The sequence below is a fragment of the Mycoplasmopsis adleri genome, assembly GCF_045276205.1.
GTDB lineage: Bacteria > Bacillota_I > Bacilli_A > Mycoplasmatales > Metamycoplasmataceae > Mycoplasmopsis > Mycoplasmopsis adleri.
In genome coordinates, this window is sequence record NZ_CP174162.1 from 791,842 (window position 1) to 813,637 (window position 21,796).

Here is a 21,796-nt window from a genome sequence, read left to right on the forward strand (position 1 = left end):
AAGTTAAATTTAAAAAGATAAAAACTTTTTAAGTAAAGGAGATTATCATGAAACTCAAAAGAAAATCACTAATCATTGCCAGCTGCGTAATATTAGGTCTAACTGTATCACTAGCAGTTGGGTTATCATTCATTCCAGTTGGAGATAAAGACATTGAAAGATCTGCTAAACACAAGAATGTTTCATACACTAAAGGTGGAGACATTCCAGGTTTACCAGTAAGAGATAACAATAAACCACTTATTCCAAGTGACGATAAAAATATCGAATTTAACGATAGAGCTGAAAGTCCAAACATTATTACTGAAACAAGAAAAGTAAGATATGTTGCTTTAGGTGACTCTATTACTGCAGGTTTCGATTCTGAACTTACCAAGGATTACCCTGGTTCTTTTGATTTTCACAAACAAATTTTTGATGGTATTTCATATCCTGTTTACTTAGCAAGTTTTATCAATAAAATTTCTGATAAAAAACTAGAATATTTCAAAAACTTTGCGACTTCAAATACAACTTTAAAAGATTGAACATTACTTTTAAGCAGCAAAGAAGATGATCAATTTACTGCTGAAGAAGTGGAACAACTTAAAAATAAATTTGGTGCTAATGTCTTAAGTGGAAAAGTTAGAAGTCAATTAATTAATGAGTTAAGAAGATCTAACTTAATCACAATGACTTTGGGAGCAAATGACTTTATGGAAATCTTGCTCCAAAATTTAGGTAATATTCCGCTTTTAGATATCGTTGCTCAAATCAAAAATAATAACTTAGATTATTCACAAATAGCTCATGTTGTGAGTGATCAATTACTTCCCGTTTTCAACATTTTTAATGAAAGACTAAAAGAATTCATGACTGTTTTAAAGGCTAGAACCAAAACAGCCAACATCAACATTATTGGTTATCCATTACCAATTCCACACATTTTTAGAATTTTAGAATCTTCATTAGCTCCAAATAGTGATAAAGAAGTAAATAGCATTGGTCAAATAGTAATTAACTTGTTAAATGAAAGAATTAAAAATAGTGCCTTTAATAACAAAATTAATTACATGGATTGTTACCAATCATCATATTGAAACCAAAATTTAAGGCAATTAGTACCTAACTTGTTTGAAATTCATCCAGGTGTTTTTGGCTACAAGAGAATAGCTCAAGACATATTCATGAAATTAATAATTCCTACCAGAAAAGAAAGTGTTCTTAAAGAACATAACATTCCATGAGATGCAAAATACTTCGCATCAGATGTTGAATCATTCTACCTACAATTTAAACTTGAAGATCCATTTAAAACAATCACTAATATTTTTGGAGATTCAATTAATAAATTCACTTTTGAAACTTCTAATGATTTAATTTATTTAAGATATCGTAAAGAAAGAAAAGAAGAAAACTACATCAATCGTGTATTACATCGCAAAGACATGTTTTATTTAGCATTCGACAAAATTCAAAATATCTTCTTTGAGTCTAAATTCTATAAGAGTTTAGGAGTAGCTGGTGAAGATTTCAAACAATTCTTATTAAAACCTGGTGATAATATAATGGATTCTATTAAAGAATGACTTTTCAAGTCTAAATATTTCTCAGATTCTTTATTAGAAACTCAAAAAGAATACTATAAAGCAGTTGGAAACGGAAAACCAAACTTTAAAGAATTCACAAAAGCTCTTAAAAATGCATTCACTAATGAACCTAGATTAGTGAAGTTTCTTGTTTCGTTCTTTACTGACACAAAGATCTTTGAATCACCATATAAGATTGTTAACTTCAAGAATAAATTTAGTGCCCTAACTAATGAATGATTTAATGTTTTATCTCAAGATACTCAATTTATTTCAAAAATGGCTGATGCAATATTACTTTCAAAAGCTAAAGATTATACAACCAAAAATGATGTAGAATATCTTCTTAAATCAGTTTTAACAGCTAAAAATAAAGATAATAAAATTTACCTTTCACAAATGATTACTGACATTATCACAAACATCATTGATAACAAGGATGAATATAAAAATGCCACTTCATTCAATGAATTATGACAAATCTTTATTGCAAAAAATAATACTGGTTCAACTAATTTAAATACAATTAGTAATATACTCCAAGGTATTATTAACTCCTTACTTAAAGATTCAAAAGCTAAATTAATTATTTCAAATATTGTTTCTAAATTTACAGATAAATATCCATGATTATTTACTGGTGTTTCAAAACAAGAATCATCTGATTTAATTAACAAGATTTTAAATAGTATAACCGATGTTGATAGTAAATTTAATTTAATTCAAAATGCATTAAAAGGTTTTGTAAATGGTGTTTTCAAACTTTCTGCATCTAAAGGCTTTAACATTAAAAATGTTACTAAGGAACAATTTAAGACTGTAATTGATGAAGTGATGACTAATGTTAAAGATGCATTCAAAGATGTCAATAAAGATATTCTTGAAATTGCTAAGATATTGATCGATAATGACTTCAAAGAAAATAAAGAAACAATTTCTAAGATTGCAACTAACATTTTTATCTACCTTAACAACCGTGAAAAAGATAATCTTGCTACTTTAATTGTTAATAAAATTTATGATGAAAACAAACATAAAGATTTAATTTCTAAAGCTGATCTAATTACTTTAATCCAAAAATCATTAGCAACTAGCGAAGCAAAAAATATCATTCCATACATGATTATTCAATTCTTTAAAATTGATAAAAGTGAAGTTCAAAACATTAATAAATTAAATGATTTACTTAAATTAGTATTCTCAGGATTTACACAAAGCAACGCATATGCTCAATTATCACCATTAATTCAAAGAATTGCTATAATGCCTGAAACAAGCAAAATCTTTAAGGATTTAATTACAAACTTAATTAAAAAGAAAGCTCCAAGTTTTGCTAATTTAATAAGTGCTGACAACGTAATAGATTTAATTACAAGTTCATTAAATGATCCAAACTTCAAATTTATACTTGATAGTTTTATCGAAAAAGGCTTATTCACAGTTGATTTAGTATTTGATAAAAATAAAAATACTAAAGAAAACCTTAAGAAAATATTTAATGATGTACTTAAAAACTGACTTAGCGATAAAAACAGAACAATGGATATTGCTAAATGATCAATTGATTATATTAAGTCAATGCTTAATAAAAACAATGCTTCAAAATTACTAGCAAACATTGTTGTTATAACATTAGAAAAGAAACAAGCTGATATCTTTAAGAATGTTGATAAGAACTTAATAACTTCATTCCTTGAAGAAGTAATTAATAAACATCAAGATATTTTACCTAAAGCAGAAGTTATCCAAAGAGTACTTAGTTCAATCTTGCACAAAGTTGGAGCTTATGGTTTTGAAGTATTTAACAATTCAGCAAAAACTGAAGAACTTATTGGTGACATTTTTAAAGTAATTAAAGAAGAAATTAATAAAGCTGGCAGTGAACAATTCCAAGCTTACTTCTTTAGAGTATTTAAGACAATTGCTTCAATGCCTAACATTAATAAATACACACCTGCTATTAAACAATTAATATTAAATGTAATAGGTAAAGGTGGTGATTTAATTGTTCAACCTCTTGCTAAAGCAATTGCTAAGAAGATTAATAATAGCAAAAAATTATTCAATGTTTCAAATCCACCACAAGAATATATAACTGTTGATCAAACTGTCAAATTATTAAAAGCAGTCTTTGAAACAAACTCAACTAAAAAGATTATTGATAAAATAATTGATTCATTATTTGAAATTAGTCCTAAAGAAATTCAAAGTGCTAAAAACTTTAGTACTCTTGTAGTCGTATTACTTAAAAAAGTTGTTAAGGATATTAAAACAAAAGACTTTGCAAATTGAATTACAGATTTACTTAATCTTAAAGAACTTAAGATATTCTTAGGCACAATTCGTTCAAATACCATTTCAGACAACTTGAAAGTATTATCAACCGATGACTGAATTAAAACATGTAAAGATTTAATTAACATTGATGAAGTTCAATACTTTGTAAAAGAATTCTTTAATGTAATAGTTCTTAATCCAAATGGTGATTTAGCAAATATTACTAAGAAAGAATATATCTTCGAACACTTCTTTGGAGATGAAAACAAGAATGCTGAATATGCTAATAAATTAAATAGCCTTATTATTAAAGTAGCTAAGAGCGAACCAATTATTACTTTAATTGCTTCATTAATTCAATCGAATGCACCTAAAGAAATCTTTAAACAAATTTCAATCAATGACTTTAAGCAATTACTTAAAGATGTTTTCGCTCAATACAATGAACAATTTAGTAAAGACTTCCAGCTTGTTGAAATTTACAAACTTGTATTCAATGCTTTTGGAACTGCTAATTTAAATAATAATAAAGTTAATACTGATGAATTAATGAACAAAATCTTTAAATTATTAGAAGGCAAAACCGCTAACATTTTTGATTTAGTTAAAAAAGTTGTTACTAGAAGAAATGATCATACTGTTAAACAACTTCTTAAAAATGTATTCAATTACTTCATCACTCAAAATAAATTTGGCGATCTTTTAGCAAACAATGTTTACGATAAACATCAATCTAAATTAATTAAATACTTTGCTACTCGTCAAGAATTTATTGACTATATTAATACAGCAATCAAACTTAATAAAGTTCAAACTTTAGTAAATACAATTATTGAAAAAGCAATTAATACTTTAAGTAATCATGCTAGTGCTAACACAGCAAAGAAATTTGTTGATACTTTAATGACCGATTGAATTAGCTCAAATAACTTAAAAGAAATTTACGAAGCTGTCCTTGAAGCATTATCATTACCAGAAACTATTCAAATCTTCAAGAAACTTGTTCCATCATTTAGTGATATTTCAAACGATGAATTTAAGGCATTATTTGAATTAATTCTTAAATCTGAAGATGTTCAAAAATTAGCAAACGCCTTCTTAAGAGATACTATCTTTGATACGACAAAATATCCTGACTTCAATAACTTAAAACCATTTGAAAATGTTGTAAAAGACTGATTTACAGCCAATAAAGAAAAGACAACAATTATTAATTATGTAAAAAACATCCTTAATTTATTATTAAAGAATGCATCCTTTAATGATGTTATATCTTCATTTGTTTATAAACCAATTCATGATAACTATGATGCTATTCTTAAAGGCATTACCGAAAACGAATTTAAGGTATTAATTGAATCATTATTACCATCAGTACCTGAATTATTAGATAAAATTGATCCTTCATCTGAACTAATTAAAACATTACTTGCCTTCTTTGGCAATGTAGGATTTAAGCTCGGTAATAAATATCCTCAAAATAATGACAAATTATTAAATAGCATCAAGAGTTTATTCTCTAAGGGTGGTAAATTAGAATTTAAGATTGATTGAATCTTAACCATTATTAAAGAATTAATCAATAATAATGAATTACAAACCAACGAAAACAAACAAACAGTAACTAAATTGATTAAAAACATTCTTTCATATAGAAAAGTGATTGATGCTATATCAAATGCAATCGATAAAAATACAAAAGTTACTGAATATCTTACTGGTGCTGAATTTACAAAGATTTGAAATCAAATTATTACAAAAGATTCATTTAATAATGTCATTTCTTCTCTAATCGACACATTATTTATATTAAGTAAAGATGAAAAACTTAAAATTAGAAATGCTTCACACTTAAAACCAGTGGTTGGTATTCTTGTTCATAATTTCTCTGATAAGAAAATAGAACATGTATATTCATTAGTTAGTGATTTAATAAGCATTCAAGAAGTTCAAAATATTCTTATTAAAGTCTTTAAGAAATATCTTCCAGATGCAAATATTAATAATACTGAAATTGAAACAACTGTTCAAGTCTTAGCACAAAATGATGGCTTCAAGAAATTGTTAGTAAGTATTTTAAACAATGGTATTTTTGGAACATCATCTAATAATCCTAAATTAAATTCAAATACTTTTAAAGAACTTAAATTTATTAATGCTATTGTTATTTGAGCTGAATGAACTCAATTTAATTACACACGTTTAGGCAATGCAATTAACAATACTAAAAACATTATTAATGCCTTATCTTCAAACGAAACTACTAGATTATTTATAAGCAAAATAATTTGTGAATATATTTATAAAACAGCTAAAGACGGCAAACCAGCAGTTCTAAATGATGTATTAAAGAATATTGAAAAAGGTGATTTAATTCTTCTTACAAATAGCTTATTAAAATCACAAGATAAATTATTAGACGCTTTAGGATTAAGCAATAAAATCTATGAATGATTATTTGAAACATTATCAAAATATGATCCTTCTAAACCTAAGAGTGAAAATCAATTTAAATCATTAACTGATAAACTAGTAACTCACTTTAAAGAACAATTTAGCAAAAATAACTTCGCTAAATCACTTTCAAATGTACTTAAAGCGATTGTGGAAACTAATATTCTTAAAAATGAAAACACAAGAAATACAGTTACTAAATTAGTTCTTAATATCTTAGCTTTAAATTCAGTAATTGAAAAAATTTCTAAAGTAATTAATGAAAAAACAACTAATGCTATTAATAATTACAAAAACAAAGAATCATTAGAACCTATTGCTAAAGCACTTACTGTTGATTCATTAAATGAATTCTTTAAAAATATCTTCCAAGACAACACTAATACAAATAAACTTTCTAGATTATTCAATAACTTATTAAATCTCATTGATAGTAATAGTGAAATTATTATTCAAAATGATAACTTCTTTACTATTTTCAAAGCAATTGTTAATAAAACAAGCAACAAACAAAATATTGATTTATTAATTTCAAGTGTTAGTGGATTTATCGATGTTATTTTAAGACAAAAACTTGCTAAAAATGTTTTATGAAACTTATGAAAACATAATGTTGGTAAATATGATATAAAAGCTGATGATGCTAAAAATAAAGAATTATTTGAATCATTATATGAAGAATTACCTTCTTTATTTGAAAAACTTAAAGTGACTACAAATGTGTTCAATGGATTAATTGAAGCTCTTAAAGTTTCAAATGATAGCAAAGAATTTACTCAAAAAATTGGTAAAGCTATTGTTAAAGAATTTAACTTTAAGGATTATTCATTTGTTAAAATATTACTTAACTCAAATACTTTTAAAAATCACAAAAACACCTTAAAAGAAATCATTTTGGGCATTTTAAGAGCCATTACTAAAAAAGAAAATGGTAAAGCTAACAAACATTTTGAAAGCTTTATAGCTGACTTTGATTTAGTAAAAAGTATTGAAAAACTTGGCTTATCTGAAGAAGAAGCAAAACAATTCTGAAGTGAATTACTTCTTAGTGAAAATGACAATAATAACTATATCTTAAAAATCTTTGATTTCTTATTAACAGAAATCTTTAACAATTCAGAAACATATACAAGTAATGAAGTGAGCGATTGATTTAGTGTAATTATTAAAATCTTTAATTCACACAATATAAATAATTTGAAACAAATTATTAAAGAATGATATAAATACTTAACTACAACTCCAAGTAAAATCGCTGTCTTTAAACCAATTGGTTTTATATTATTTGACTCGCTTAAAAAATCTGGTTATAAATTACCTGATGACAAGAAAGCACAATATGCTAAAACTATATATGATTTTATATGATCATTTGCTACTGGTATTGAAAAGTCAGGTATTTTGGATAATGCTATTAATTCAGTATTTAATAAAATTCAAACTACAAACTTTAGAGGTTATTCAGATGAACAAAGAAAAGAAGCTTTAATAAAAGCATTAAAAGATGGCGCTTTATCATTTATTTCAAATGGTAAAGGAAAAATCTCTATTTCTAAAGTTTTCGATCAAATGGATACAATTCAAATTATTTTCAATGATGTTAATCCAAAAGCTTTTTCAGATTTCTTCAATATGATTTTAGATTACTCACCTGTTCGTGATGATAACAATGGTGAATACTTCGGTATATATAACCCAATGTTTATTAGTAATACAGAGATGGTAAGTCTTGACCCGACAGCAATTGTACAAATTTTTCAGGGAAAATTCTCAAAATTAATATCAATTATTTTTAAACCATTGGCAATTAATTACTTTAATGAATTAATAGCTAATAAAGAAATAGCTAAGAAGGAACTAATTAAATCATATAATGATGCAAGACAATTAAGTGGGTATAAATCAATATGAAGATTCAACACATTCTTATTATCGGCACTTTACATTAATAGAACTGATGTTTTTTGAAGATGACCAGTATACTCATATAAATGAGCCTATAAAGGTTTACAACAAGTATTTAATGATATTCTTAATTCAAAGATAAAAGGTTCAACAGAAACATATAAGGAAAAAATTGAAACGATTTATGGCTCAAATAAAAACTTACTTCAATATGTAGGACTAAATTCAGATTATTCTAGTGATACCAACTATTGATTTGGGGTTGCTCAATGTTATAGTGGAAAGACAAAAAAACCAGTTAATTATTCTAGCACATCTAATGATTTATCAGAAAATACTTATGGTTCTGATTTTGTACTTGTATATATATATTACCCAGATACAAAGGATGTTCTATTTAATCCAGACAAAACAAAAAGAGAAGTATTGATTGAGGGTATGCAAAATGGATATCTTCCAATATTAAATATTAAATAATAATTTAAAAATCTATTTTATAGAAACATTAAGCAAAAATATAAATATTAATTTGAGGTAGTAAAATGACTGCAGAATCATTTAAAAATAGACTTATTGAATACCTTGAAGCAGAAGGTATGTCTAGAAATGAAAATAATATTGCTAAATTATTAATTAAGAATATTGATACTAAAAATTATGAAATTTCTTACGATAATTTAGGCTCAATTATTTTCCATAAAAAATCTAAAAACAAAAATGCTCCTAAATTTTTAGTAGCCGCTCACATGGATGAAGTTGGTTTCCTTGTTAAATCAATTGACAGTAATGGACAAATATTATTGGATGCTGTTGGTGGCATATGACCTAATGTTGTAATCGGTACAAAAGCAACTTTAATATCTTCAGATGGCAAAAGACATCAAGGAGTATTTGGACATACTTCAATTCATATTATGGAAAGAGATAAAGCTAAATTAGCAGTAACTATGAAAGATTTATATGCTGATTTTGGTTTTATAAATAAAGAAGATACTTTAAATCATAATGTTGAAGTCGGAAACTTAGTATTGATGTCTGGTGAAACTATTAGATTTACTAACCAAGATTTAGTTGGTGGAAAAGCAATGGATAATAGAGCAGGCGTATGTACACTAGAATATATTGCTAATAAACTAGCTAATGAAGATCTTGGCGTAGATTTATATTTAGTTGGTACAGTTCAAGAAGAAGTTGGCGAAAGAGGAGCTAAAGCAGTTGCTACTTTAATTGATTCTGATATTGCTATTGCTTTAGATACAACAAGTAGCCATGATACATTAGGATGTATTCAAGGCACTACAAAAATTGGCTATGGAGCTGCCTTGAGAATTATGGATAGAGGCATGTTATCTGATCCAAGACTAATTGAATATATTTGCAAAATTGGTAGGGAAAACAAAATCCCTCATTATAAGTTTGTAGCAATGGGCGGTGGTACCGATGGAGCAATGTTACAATATTCAAAAGGTGGAGCAGCCATTACAACTATTTCATTACCACAAAGATATTTACACTCTCCAATCGGTGTTTGTTCGATTAAAGATTTAATGAGCGCCGGCGATTTGATTGTTGAAACAATTAAGAGCATGAATAGTGATATTTATGATAAAATATTAAAATATAAATAATGTATTAGGAGGATTATATGAGCGTAGGTGGATGAGTCGGCATCATAGTTGGGGTTGCGATTCTTTGCTTAATCGTTGGTGGTTTTTCAGGTTTCTTTATTGCAAAACACAAATTCGAAAAGCAAATTCGTGAAAACCCTCCTATCACTAGAAACATGATCAAAGCTATGTTTGCTCAAATGGGTCGTAAAGCATCAGAAAGTCAAATTAATGCAGTTATGCGTTCAATGACTAATGCTAAAAATAATGAAAAATAATTTAAAGGCTTATTGTTAAAATAAGCTTTTATTTTGCCCTTTAAGGGTTCTTGGGGGAAAATTTAAATTAATTTAAGCAAATTAAATTTATTCATTCTTAGGTGCTTTAGTTTTCCTTCTTAGCCTATTAAACAGCACAAAACAAAAAATAATACCACTTAGCATGGTATTAAATTTTTAATTTATTTTTTGCTGTCATCGTCATCATCTTCAAGTTCAATTAATAAGGTGTCAACTTGATTTTTAAGCTTTTTAACTTCTTCTTTAGATTCATCTTGAGACTTATGATTTTCTGAGATGTAATCTTTTTGTTCGTCTTTAACTAATTTCTTAGCTTCACTAAGTTCAATGCTAAAGAAAGTTGTAACACCACGGTTTTGCATGGTTGCTCCGAATAATACATCAACTCTAGACATTGTTCCATGACGGTGAGTAATAACTATAAATTGAGTTTTTTCTTTAAGTTTTTGTAAGTATTCAGCATAACGAACAACGTTAGCTTCGTCAAGCGCTGCTTCAACTTCGTCAAGGATACATAGTGGAAGAGGACGAGCTTTAAGAATAGCGAATAATAATGAGATAGCAATAAGTGATTTTTCACCACCTGAGAACAATTTCAAGTTCTTAATGTTTTTACCAGGAGGAGTTGCTTCAATTCCAATTCCTGATTCTAAAATATCTTTAGGATCTGAGAAGTATAATCTAGCACTACCACCACCAAACATACTTGCAAATACATTATTGAATTCTTCGTTAACATCATGAATAATGCTGTTTAAACGAGTAGTAATAATTTTATCCATATCACTAATAGCGTTTTCAAGAATTTCTTTAGCTTCAGTGAATTCTTTTTCACCTTCAGCATATTCATTGTAACGTTTTTCTTCTTCAATAAGTTGATCAAGAGCTTCAAGGTTTACATTACCAAGTTTTTCAATTTCTTCTCTTAAATCACGAACGATTTCAGCAGCTTGGTCAGCTGGTAATTGTAATTCAAAACCTTGTTGTTCTGCTGTTTCAACTGTTAATTTATATTGAGTTGAAAGACGTTCTCTAGCTTGATCTAAGAAGATTTTAGCTCTTTCTTTATCTCTTAATTTGTATGAGAATGAATCCATTAATTTTCTTAAGGTTGCATCATAATCATTTTTAAGAACTTGAGCAGCACTAATATCAGCTGATAAAGCACTAATTCTTTCAGTTCTTGATTTGGTTTCAATTTCTAATTCACTCTTTCTTGAACTAAGAGTTTCATAGTCAGAAACATCTGAAGATAATTCTTGCTTTTTAATTTCTTCAGCAATTGAACTATCAGCAATGGTTTTTGCTTGGGCATTTAAATTGTCCAAAATAAGTTGTTCATTGTCTTTTTGGTTAATAAATGAGTTTAATTGTTGAATGTATTGATTATTAAATTCAAGTGCATTTTTACGATAGTTTTGAATTTCATGAACTTTAGCTTCATGCACTTTGATTGCAGCTTCTAATGAAGGTACAAGCTTTTCTAATTCACTTAATTTATCATCTAAATTAAGTATAGTTTGAGCAGTAGATTTAGTACCACCCATGATAACACCACCAGGTCTAATAGTATCACCATCAAGTGTTACAATCATATAACGACGTTCTAGAATGGTTGAAATCTTGTTAGCATTTTCAATATCTGAAGCTACAATTACATTTCCAAGTAAGAACTTAGCTAAAATTTGATACATAGGTTCAGTTACGATTAAATCACTAGCAATTCCAATAAATCCAGGATGTCCTTGGATAGCTAATAAATGATCATCACGAACGGTTTTAGGCTGAATTGAGGCAAGAGGAATGAATGTTGCTCTACCACCATTATTATCTTTTAAGAAATTAACTGCTTTAACAGCCGTTTCTGATTTATCAACTACTAAATGTTGTAAAGCATTAGTTAAAACTGATTCAATAGCAGCTGAATAATCAGAATTAACTTTAATTAAATCAGCTACAGTTCCTTTAAGAGCTTTGCTGAAGTAACCTTTATTTTCGATAATGGTTTTGGTTCCTTTAAATAACATTGAGTTATTTTCTTTTTGTTCTCTAATTGTGTTAATATTAACTTCGATTTTTAATAAATCATTACGTTTTTTATTAATTTGAATGTTAATTGAACCAATTTCTTGTTCATATTTTTCAATTAATTCTTTGTTTTCATTTAATCTAGTTCTAAGAACAAGGATTTGGTTTTCAAAGTATTTAATCTTACGAATTGATTCAGTCATTAATTTTTGGAATGATTCAATTCTTTCTTTATTACTTACTTTAATTAAACCTTCAGCGATTAAACGGTCTTTTTCTTTTTGGGTAGCATTGTGAATATCTAAGTTTTTAAGACGGTCTTTAACTTTGTTTAATTCTTCAATTAATTCCTTAAGTTTTAATTCGTCTTCCGTTTTAAAACGGGTGTTTTGGGCAATTTGGTTTTCAACTTCAGAAATTCTTCTTTTTAAATCATTTTCAGTTTCTTGAACACCTTCAAGTTCTTTACTAAGGTTTTCAAAGATTAAAGAATTATCTTTAATTTGTTTAACTAATAAACCAACTTCAACACTTTTAAGTTCTTCACTTTTAGCAATAAAAATTTTTGCTTTTTCAGCTTGTCTTCTTAAAGGAGCAAGTTTTCTTTCAATTTCCTGAATTAAAATTCTAATTTTGTCTAAGCTTTCTTGAGTTTTAATTAATTTGCTTAAAGCTTCTTTCTTACGGAATTTATATTTTGAAACACCAGCCGCTTCTTCAAAAATTGCCTTTCTTTCTTCAGGAGTAGCTTCAGCTATATCACTAACTGTACCTTGCGAAATAATCGCAAGTGAGCTTTTTCCAATCCCACTTTCCATTGCAATATCTTTAATATCTTTATAACGACATAATTCACCATTTAAATAATATTGGTTATTACCATTACCTCTTTCAAGTACACGACTAATAGTAACAGTTTCATGTGGGATGTTGTTTAATCCGTCTTTATTATCAAAAGTTAAAGTAACAACTGCTTTATCCATTGGTTTAGCAGTTTTTGAACCGGCAAAGATAACATCATCCATGTTATCTCCACGAAGTTCTTTAGCACTTCTTTCTCCTAAAACTCATTTAATCGCATCATTAATGTTTGATTTACCTGAACCATTAGGACCAACAATTCCGGCTACACCACCATCAAATTTTAAAACTACTGGATCAGCAAATGATTTGAAACCGTGTGCTTCAACCTTAATTAATTTCATATTCAACCTCCGTTTTATATTAAACTTTAATACCTGCTTACTAATAATAATTATATTAATAATGATTTGTTTTGTTTATTTTTTTATTAATTTTGTTAATGCAGCTTTTGCCGCATTTTCTTCAGCATGCATTTTATTTTTGCCTACACCAATACCATAAATGATGCCATCATAGCTAACTTCTGAAACAAAATGATCACCATTTTGATATGTGTTATAAGAAACTGGCTTTTTGCTCATAAGTTGTACTTCTTCTTGAAAAATAGTTTTGTAATCTTTTAAATTAGAATAGCTAAATAAATCTTTAGTTTCAATGAATAATGTTTTGTATAAAAAATCTTTAGCAGTTTGTAAATCGTTATCAAGATAAATAGCTGCTGTTAATGATTCGAAAATATCAGCTCCAACTTTTTCTGATTTTAAAATTTTGTCTTTTTCAAATTTAGGATGAATTAATAAAAAATGTTTTAAGTTGAGTTCATCACTTAATTGATTTAAAGTTTCAGTTCTTACCATTTGTGATCTAAGCAAAGTTAAATGACCTTGAGCTTTATCTTGTGTAGTTTTCTTAAAAATAAAATCACTAGCTAAAAATTGAATAATAGCATCACCTAAGAATTCTAAAACTTGGTAATTATTTTCAGAATCATGTGGATGACAAGACCCATGAGTTAAAGCTAAAATGTAGGTATCAAGATTATGAACTTCAATGTGATATTTTTCTAAAAACTTTTTAAATTCATGAATCTTAAATCTCTTTTGAATTTCACTTTTGCGGTATGAAATAGGTGTTTTAGTATCAAAACTATTAAGCATTTACTTCACCTTCAGTAGTAGCTTCTAAGCCTTTTTTAACTTCTTCAAGCACATTATTTTGTAAAACCATCTTGATTTGTTTTAAGGCTCCAATGTAAGCTTTAGTATCACTGTTACCATGGCATTTGATAGCAACACCATTTAGTCCAACTAATCAAGCAGCACCAACATTACGATAATCTAATGTTTCAGCAACATCAACAAAAGCACCTTTTGCTAATAAATAACCAAGTTTTCTTATTGGTTTAAGCATAATTTTATTCTTTAAAAGATTTTTGAAACTAAGGATAGCTCCTTCATAACTTTTAAGAACTAAATTACCACCATAGCCATCAATTACCGCTACATCTGTTGTACCTTCAAGTAATTTTCTTGATTCTATATAACCTATGTAATTTAACGAATTGTCCTGTTTTAAAGCATCATTTGCTTCTTGAACGATTGGTAATCCTTTATAACTTTCGGTACCAATGTTGATTAAAGAAATCCTTGGATTTGAAATATTTAATAATGCTTTAGCATAAATATTTGCTATTCTAGCTCATTCAACTAAATATTCACTTTTAGTTTCAATGTTTGCTCCAACATCTAAAAGTAAAAATTTTCTACCAACAATTGTAGGCATAAGTGGCATAAACGCTGAACGAGAAACACCTTCAAATCTTTTAAGTTTAAAAGTAGCACAAGCTAAATAAGCACCTGAATCTCCGCTACTTAAAACAGCATCAGCTTCTTTGTTTGCTACCATATCTAAAGCAATATTCATCGATGTGTTTTCTCTTAATGATTTGTGAAAATTCTTTTTATCAGTAGGCATATTTGGATTATCAATAATTTTTAAATTATTTGGTTGAATATTTTTCTTATGATCAAATAAAGCAAGAATTTCTTGTTCTGGACCAATTAAAGTAATTTCAAAATCTGGATTTTCTTTTAAAAAAGTAACACTAGCTTGTACGCTAGCTTTAATACCATTATCATTACCATTAATATCAAAAGCTATTTTATACATGTATAACTCCTTTTGCTTTTTTATTCAAAACCTATAATGAAGTGATAGTTAGGTTGATTTCCGCTTACAATTTCGACATCACAGTCATAACTTTTAGAAATATAATTTGATAATTCAAACGCATCTGGTTCAGTAGCATCATTACCATAATAAATGGTAATAAGTTCAGTAGAATTATCAGTAACTTTATCAATGATAGCTTTAGCAGCATCTAAATATGTATCTTTACATGAGATAATCTTGCCATCTAAAATACTAATGAAGTGTCCTTCTTTGATTTTTACACCATTTAATTTAGTATCTCTAACAGCAGTTGTAACTTCACCAGTTTTAACTAATTTGATCATTTCAGACATAAGTTCATTATTTTCTTTTGCTGAAGTATCTTTATTAAATGCGAGCATAGCATTAATACCTTGAATTTGAGTTCTAGTTTGAATGATATGTACTTTTTTATTCGAAATAGCTTGAGCAGCTTGTTCAGCAGTTAAGAAAATATTTGAATTATTTGGAAGAATGAAAACATCTTTAGCATTGCATGATTTAATCGCATCAATTAAATCAGCAGCTGACGGGTTTTGAGTTTGACCACTTTCAACAATCACATCGCAGCCTAATTCTTTCATTTTATTAATAATACCTGAACCTAAGTTACATGAAACAATAGCACATTTTTGTTTTGCATTACTTTCTTCTTTATCATTAATAACAACATTTTTGTTTCTTGAATTTTCGGCTTGTAAAGTCATATTTTCTGACTTAATTTTTAAAAATTCACCATATTTTTGACCAAAGTTCAATAAATCACCTGGTTTTAATGTGTGTCCGTGAACCTTAAGTAATTCATTATCTTGAACAACAACTAATGAATTAGCTTTTTTCATTAAACTTTTTTCAAAGGTTTCTTTATTAAAGGTATCTACATCATTTAAAGTAATAATAAATTCAGTACAATAACCAAATTCACAATTATAAACTTCTTCGCTACTTATGAATTTATCAATTGGTTGTTCACCTTGACTAATTTCAACAGGGGTTCCTAAAACATAACTTGTCATTCCGGAAATGAAAGCTTGTAGACCTTCACCACCTGAATCAGTTACCCCAACTTCACGCAAGATTTTAAGCTTATTAGGTGTATTATCACAAGCCATTCTTGAAAAATCTTTTGCAAAAATAAAGAATTCTTCAAAGGTTGTATTCTTGTTAATCTTCTTTTCAAGTGCTTCGGTTGTTTCTCTAATAACGGTTAAAATAGTTCCTTCAACTGGTTTTAGAACTGATTGATAAGCTCTTTCTGTTGCTTTTTTAAATCCATCTAATAAACCTAAAACATCAACTTGCTCTTTATTAGCAAAAGCTAAAGCAAAACCTTTAAAAATTTGGCTTAAAATAACACCAGAATTTCCTCTCGCACCTAAAAGCATATTTTTAGAAACTATAGTAGCTACTTCACCTAAATTATTACTATTATTATTTTGTAAGGCTTTAGCCGCAACTTCTACAGTACTAGACATATTAGTACCAGTATCACCATCTGGAACTGGGAAAACATTAAGAGCGTCAATTCTTTCTTTATTATTAATTAAGTTATTGGCACCTGAAATAATTAATTCAGCATATGTCTTACCATCAACAACTTTATTATTAATCATTATTTAACCCTCCTATGAATAAATTAATTTTTCCAATTTTTTGATGTTTTTTACTTAAGCTATATTTTAATAAACTTGAAATATTAGCAATAATATCTTTTGCTTTTGTGTTCTTTAAAATTTTAATTGTTGCAGTGAAATTCCATATATCGTCATTATTTTTAATAACGCTAAAATCAGCTGGTGATTTAGTTTCGGCATCATTATTTTTAATGATGGCATGAACACCAGGTGTCGATTCTAGGATACCAAGAAAAATTTCTTCTACTTCATTATTTGTCATTAGTACTCCTTTAATATCATTTAAAGCTTAGAGTGCTTATTATTAGTAATAATATTTAGTATTTTACTATAAATTCCAATTTTAAAAGTCCTAATTTTGCGTAAAATCAAAAATGTTACAAAAATTATAAATTATTACCAAGAAAAGCTTTAAAATCCTAAAAAAATTTAAACGAAAATACCAAGTTTTGTAAAAAACTTGAGTTTTTGCTTACTTTTTTCCAAAAAAGTAAGTGCCTTTTTGTCAAACTTTTTAGCACATAAAAAGTTTGGATTAGAAGCGAATGCTTCTCTTGTAATTATTTATAAAATCCATAACAGGAGTCAAATCTTGACCGTAGTAAGGGTCTATAGACTTGCCTTTTTTAAAATACCGTCTTAATAACCTGTGGCAGTTTTCGATAGAGCCTTTTTCTCCCGAACAATATGGGTGACATTTATATATTTGCTTAATACCTGGCACTTCATCTAGTTTCGCATTTTCACTACCATTATCTATGGTTAGCGAATCTATTGTCAAGTTATATTTTTGCATTAGGTATATCAGCCCATCTCTAACACCAGCGCTAGTCCGCCGTACCATATGAAAATAGAAGCGTCTAGTCTTTCTATTAATTAGCGTTACGAAACAACATTGATCAGTTTTTGAACCAATAACAGTATCTAATTCATAATCATTATCTCTAAGTCTTTCATTGATTTCTGTGCTGCGTTGATCAATGCTAACTCCAATCTTTTTAAGCTTTCGACTGTCTCTTTTTGGGGGTCGTTTTTGTTTAATTCCTTTGGTGGATAAATTGACCAAAATGCCTATTTCAAGGTCTTTAAAGACTCTTTGTGATATCAAATTATATACCATAGATTTTGAAGGTTTATAGCTGTTTGGATACTTTTCTTCAAATCTTCTTAATATTTCGTTAGCGCTTAGCTTAGGCGTTCTTTTTGCTAAATCTTTATTATTTCTATTTTGGGTATAATCATCAAAAAGCTCTGTTCAAAAATTTCTAAAATCTTGATATTGTTCTATTTTCTTTTTTGAATATGCTATTCTTTTACTTTTATCAAAATTAGCAACATTTATCATAAATTCATCAAGATTTAAATAACGAACTTTTTTAATTTTAGCATCACAACAATCACAGGTTTTTCTATCGCCTTTGCCTAAATATATTCCTTTTGAATATTTAAATAAAAACCTTTTAATCGCTTTAGTCGATATTTCAATATTTTGAGATATTTCTTTTAAAGATTGAAAATTTAGTAATCCATATATTATCTGAAACACTTCTGCAAAACCGATATGGTTTTTGTGTGTCGAGTAGTTTTTCGAGCGGCTTAAAATTTCAGAGTAATTCTTATCAACAGCGAAATGAATTTGTGAAGTTTGAATTTTGTTATGCACATTTTTACTTCTAACCAAAGTACAGAAAATTTTTTTATCGTTTTTCATATATAATTATGTTGTCCTTTCTTTTTATCATTTTTATTTTACCAAAAGGACAGAAAAATCCCGACATTTTCAAATGTTGGGACTTTTATTTCTGGAATGAATAATTTAGTATTTTACTATAAATTAATATTAATATTATAAAATTAAATATATATGACTGAAAAAATAGAAAAAATGATTATTTTAGAAGTAAAAGAATATGCAGAAGTTGAAAATGCCGCTCTAGTAACTGCTTTAACTGATCATGGGATTTTAACCCTTATAGCTTCTGGTATTTTTAAACCAACATCTAAAAATCGCCCAAACTTATTGCCTGGTTCAATTTCTGAAATTGAATATTTTCCTACACGTCTTAAAAATAAAGTTGCTCGATTAAAAAAGGCTAATATAATTGTCGAACCAGACTATGAAAATGCGTTTTTCGGAAAAATTTTTATTGATAAAGCTATTAAATTTTTAAAGCATTTTCCTAATCCTTATCCACCTATTTATAATGCTTATGTTGAATGCTTAAAGCATCAAAAAGAAGGTAAAAGTGTATACTTATTAACTTATTTAGTAGCAAACGGTTTAGGCTATTTTGGTATTCAACCTAACATTGAAACCTGTGTAGAATGTGGTAGTCCAGGTAATTTATGTGATTTTGAGCTTTATTATGGCGGTTATTTATGTGGAAATCATATTAAAAATAATAAAAGAAGATGAACTAAAGAACTTAAATGCTATTATTACATTTTCAAAAACCTAAATACTTATTTAAATATTTGTATCCCTGAAGTTAATGAAAAGATTTATCGTGAATTAATCAGCTATTATATTGATAATGGAATTTATGTTGATTGAGAAAATCTTAAAAAGCATTAATTTACTAATTAACCTGTTTTATAGTTAAATAATAAAAATTTTATATAGTTAACTTAATAATTTATTTTTAGCAATTATTAAGTTTTTTTACTTTCAAATCTTTAACAAAATGAGCAGATTTTTTAAATAATGGTTTAAAATTGTATTAGATTAATAATATAACATTTTATAACAAAGAACAATAAAAAAGGAGATTAAATATGGAACCTATTGGTAACTCAAAAGTTGCTTTAAAAGCAATTAAGAAATATAAAAATATTATTATTTTCCATCATATTAGACCTGATGGTGACTGTTTAGGCTGTCAAGCTGGTTTAGCTGAATTAATTAGAACAAACTATCCAGATAAAAAAGTTTGAACAGTTGGTGATAATGTTCATACCTTTGATTTTATGCATTACCATTATGACAAAATTGAAGATATTGATTTCACAGACTCGCTTGGTGTTGTTTGTGACGCTTCAAGCTCAGATAGAATTGAATGTTCGAAATTATTATTAGATAAAAAATTCACAGCAACATTAAGAATTGATCATCACCCAAATGGTAGCGATATTGTTTATGACTATTTATGAGTAGATGAACACTATGTAGCTGCAGCTGAAATGATTGCTCAATTAGCAAAAGATGCTAAATGAAAAATTACACCTAAAGCTGCTGAACACATTTTTCTAGGTATCGTAACTGATAGTGGTAGATTCTTATACCCTGATACATCAGCTAGAACCCATAAATTAGTTGCTTACTTATACGATGAAAGTGGATTTGACCCACAATGAATTTTTAAAGAACTAAACAAAAGAACTTTAAAAGATATTAAATTTATTGGTGAAATTCTTTCAAAATTTGAAAGAAAAGGTAGAGTCTTATATTTCAAAATAACTGATGATGTGTTAAAGAAATTTGACTTCAATAGTTTAGAAGCTGCTGTTTTTGTAAATGAATTAGCAAATATTGATGATAATTCATGTTGAGCTTTCTTTATTCAACTTGAAGATGGTACTGTTAGAGGTCGTTTAAGATCAAATGGACCATTAGTAAATAAAGTAGCTAATAAATATAATGGTGGTGGACATGATAATGCTGCCGGCATTACTATTCCATCATGAGATTTAGTTGATAATGTTTTAGATGATATGAATGATGCAATCAAAGAATGAGAAGGTAAATAATTATGGCTGGAAATATGGTTATTGGCAAATGAGAAGATGCTAGAGATTTAATTGAAAAATATGATTCTATAGTTATTTTTCATCACATCAGACCTGATGGAGACTGTTTAGGCAGTCAATTTGGTTTAAGACAATTAATTAGAGATAATTATCCTAAGAAAAAAGTTTATGCTATCGGAAATAATTTTGGAACATATGACTTTATGGGTTTTGACTTCGATAAAATTCCTAGTGATGAAGTTTTAAAGAAATCATTAGGTATTATTGTTGATGCTAACTTTAAGGAAAGAATCCAAGATAGAGAAGTATTAGATAAAAACTTATTCCCACAAACATTAAGAATTGACCATCACCCAAATGATGACGATTTAAACAATTGTACTCGTTGAGTAGAATCAGCGAGAATTGCCGCAGATGAAATGATTACTGAATTAGCATTTCAATGTAAATGAAAAATTACACCTAAAGCTGCAGAATACTTATTTTTAGGAATTGTTACAGATAGTGGAAGATTCCAATTTAGTGATGTTTCAGCAAGAACTCATGAATTAGTTGCTTACTTATATAAAAATGGATTAAATGCTGAAAAAGTATTTTCAGGACTAGCAGCTACAAGCATTGATGATATTAAAGTTAATAATAAAATCTTTTCAAACATGAAAACAGATGGTAAAGTTGCATACTCAACATTAACATATAAAGAAACTATGGAATTAGGTAAAACACCAAATGAAGTATGTAGGGTTAATGTTATCGCTAACTTAAAAGGATATCCATTTTGAGTTTTATTTAATGAAGAAGAAGATGGAAGAATTAGATGTGAATATCGTTCAAATGGACCTTGTGTAAGAAACGTTGCAGTTAAATGAGGTGGCGGCGGACACGAAAGAGCTTCAGGTTCAATGATTACAACATTTGATGATATACCTAAAGTAATAGCAGATTGTAAAGAAGAAGTTAGCCGTTGAGAAAAATATGGCAATGATGATCAAGTGAAATAACTTGATTTAACAAAACAAACTATAAAACAGATTAATTAGTAAAAATCATAGTATAAAATAGAGTAGGCATTAAACCTGCTTTTTTTGTTATAAAAAGCAAAATTCAAAAATGAATAAGCATAAATTATATTAAGACATGTAAGAAACATGATTTAATTAATATTGAATACTTTGAAAATATAATTCTAAACATCTATACAA

General features: G+C 27.6%; 12 protein-coding genes. 6 read left to right on the top strand and 6 right to left on the bottom strand.

The window, feature by feature from the left end:
- The first annotated feature begins 47 nt into the window (after positions 1-47).
- From ACJA22_RS03360 to ACJA22_RS03370, 3 genes are all read left to right on the top strand, one after another.
- Positions 48-8,681, top strand: a complete 8,634-nt coding sequence (locus ACJA22_RS03360; RefSeq protein WP_406616863.1) for an SGNH/GDSL hydrolase family protein — start codon at positions 48-50, stop codon at positions 8,679-8,681.
- Between the two features lie 65 nt (positions 8,682-8,746).
- Positions 8,747-9,832, top strand: coding sequence for a M42 family peptidase (locus ACJA22_RS03365; RefSeq protein ID WP_406616864.1), 1,086 nt, complete (start codon positions 8,747-8,749; stop codon positions 9,830-9,832).
- Between the two features lie 17 nt (positions 9,833-9,849).
- On the top strand, positions 9,850-10,089 hold the full coding sequence (locus ACJA22_RS03370; RefSeq protein WP_406616865.1) for a YneF family protein: 240 nt from the start codon (positions 9,850-9,852) through the stop codon (positions 10,087-10,089).
- A 182-nt stretch (positions 10,090-10,271) separates the two neighbouring features.
- On the opposite strand, the gene ACJA22_RS03375 is transcribed toward ACJA22_RS03370, so the two are convergent.
- The 6 genes from ACJA22_RS03375 to ACJA22_RS03400 all read right to left on the bottom strand — a co-directional run bounded on the left by ACJA22_RS03375 (position 10,272) and on the right by ACJA22_RS03400 (position 18,558).
- Positions 10,272-13,343: an AAA family ATPase gene (locus tag ACJA22_RS03375; protein ID WP_406616866.1), complete on the bottom strand. Its 3,072-nt coding sequence runs from the start codon at positions 13,341-13,343 to the stop codon at positions 10,272-10,274.
- A gap of 75 nt (positions 13,344-13,418) precedes the next feature.
- Positions 13,419-14,159: a ribonuclease III gene (gene rnc, locus ACJA22_RS03380; RefSeq protein WP_406616867.1), complete on the bottom strand. Its 741-nt coding sequence runs from the start codon at positions 14,157-14,159 to the stop codon at positions 13,419-13,421.
- A complete protein-coding gene (plsX, locus tag ACJA22_RS03385; RefSeq protein WP_406616868.1) occupies positions 14,152-15,171 on the bottom strand; it encodes a phosphate acyltransferase PlsX in 1,020 nt (339 codons plus the stop codon). The genes rnc and plsX overlap by 8 nt, the downstream gene beginning before the upstream one ends.
- A gap of 20 nt (positions 15,172-15,191) precedes the next feature.
- Positions 15,192-16,826, bottom strand: coding sequence for a DAK2 domain-containing protein (locus ACJA22_RS03390; protein WP_406616869.1), 1,635 nt, complete (start codon positions 16,824-16,826; stop codon positions 15,192-15,194).
- Entirely contained in the window at positions 16,819-17,109 is a 291-nt protein-coding gene (locus ACJA22_RS03395; protein ID WP_406616870.1) for a hypothetical protein, read from the bottom strand. Before ACJA22_RS03395 ends, ACJA22_RS03390 begins: the two co-directional genes overlap by 8 nt.
- A gap of 273 nt (positions 17,110-17,382) precedes the next feature.
- Positions 17,383-18,558: an IS30 family transposase gene (locus ACJA22_RS03400; RefSeq protein ID WP_406616871.1), complete on the bottom strand. Its 1,176-nt coding sequence runs from the start codon at positions 18,556-18,558 to the stop codon at positions 17,383-17,385.
- Positions 18,559-18,711: 153 nt separating this feature from the next.
- On the opposite strand from ACJA22_RS03400, the gene recO reads away from it, so the two are divergent.
- The 3 genes from recO (at position 18,712) to ACJA22_RS03415 (ending at position 21,595) form a co-directional block, all read left to right on the top strand.
- Entirely contained in the window at positions 18,712-19,422 is a 711-nt protein-coding gene (recO, locus tag ACJA22_RS03405) for a DNA repair protein RecO (RefSeq protein WP_406616872.1), read from the top strand.
- Between the two features lie 200 nt (positions 19,423-19,622).
- On the top strand, positions 19,623-20,594 hold the full coding sequence (locus ACJA22_RS03410; protein WP_406616873.1) for a DHH family phosphoesterase: 972 nt from the start codon (positions 19,623-19,625) through the stop codon (positions 20,592-20,594).
- Positions 20,595-20,608: 14 nt separating this feature from the next.
- Entirely contained in the window at positions 20,609-21,595 is a 987-nt protein-coding gene (locus ACJA22_RS03415) for a DHH family phosphoesterase (protein WP_406617572.1), read from the top strand.
- Positions 21,596-21,796 lie beyond the last annotated feature (201 nt).